This is a genomic window from Pseudomonas sp. CFBP 13719 (genome assembly GCF_014842095.1).
Classification (GTDB): Bacteria; Pseudomonadota; Gammaproteobacteria; order Pseudomonadales; family Pseudomonadaceae; genus Aquipseudomonas.
Map to the genome: position 1 here is coordinate 1 of NZ_JACYVB010000021.1, position 1,099 is coordinate 1,099.

Sequence of the window (1,099 nt, forward strand, 5' to 3'; positions counted from 1 at the left end):
CCGCCACCAGTTCAGCTGCGACACGCCTATCTTGAGCAACCGTGCTGGTTTGCCCTTAGTGATTTTGTTTATATCCTCGCCTGATGAAAGTCCCGAAATATCCGTCAGAATGTTCATCAGTGAGGTCTCCCGCTATCGAATTATAGTCTTATGAACACCAGTGGCAATGTGCGGGAGCTATCTTAGATTTTGAGCAAATGAACGCCATGGCTTGTTAGAACCACCGATTCGTTTTTTCGCTTAACTCTATGATCGCTTTCGGGTTCAGGCCTGACCCAGTAGTCACTGACAATCAGCGCCAAATCCTGGATCGGAGATACTTCCTATGCATGTGACGGAGGGGTGGCTGGATCGGACATTGATTGATCGCTTCTTGTCCACTAGAAATCTAACCATATCGTATCAATTTGCAGAGTTATCTACTTAGATCAAAGCCCATTGGGTGGAGGGTTGTGCTAGCCAATTTCATTGATCTCTATTAAAAAGACATATTCGTTTCCTTGAGCCATATGTTAGATCATGGTTTACTTTTCCATGAAGCTACGGAGAATAACTACTCAAGGAGTTACACATGAAACAATTATTTATACTTATCCAGCTCATACTGCTTTCCACTGCAGCTATTGGAGGCAGTGAGTCAGAGCTCGAATTTCCGCCAGCGAACTCGGTTTTGAGGACAGTAGATCCGGAAGACTGGAAATCTGTAACGCAAGAATTCAGAGATATTGCGCTATGGAACAAAAATACTACCAAAATACAATCATGTGACAGCCTTTATACTTTGCCTGTATCAGTATCGCGCGAAGGCAATGTTAGCCTTGGCGGTATCTGCACCATTGCCGGGTCTGGCCAAAAAGCGTTCATATGTGTAGACCGCATGCTTGGCCGCTTCGAGGTATTCCCAGAATTCCAGCGCGACCTGCCGTGGATCGCGCAGAAGATTTTCGACAACTGCTGGGGTGGTTGATCCCCACCTCTCTTGATCGCCGCCAAGGCCAGTGATCAGATAGAGGCCTTTATTCATGTCCCGGCATAGCCCAGCGCATCAGCGAATCATTGGCGCGCCCCGCCACCAGTTCAGCTGCGACACGCCTATCTT

1 protein-coding gene is annotated in these 1,099 nt (G+C 47.4%); it reads left to right on the forward strand.

What is annotated here, in order from left to right:
• The first annotated feature begins 571 nt into the window (after window positions 1-571).
• Window positions 572-967, forward strand: a complete 396-nt coding sequence (locus IFT57_RS26820) for a hypothetical protein (protein ID WP_192153234.1) — start codon at window positions 572-574, stop codon at window positions 965-967.
• The last annotated feature ends 132 nt before the right edge of the window (window positions 968-1,099 follow it).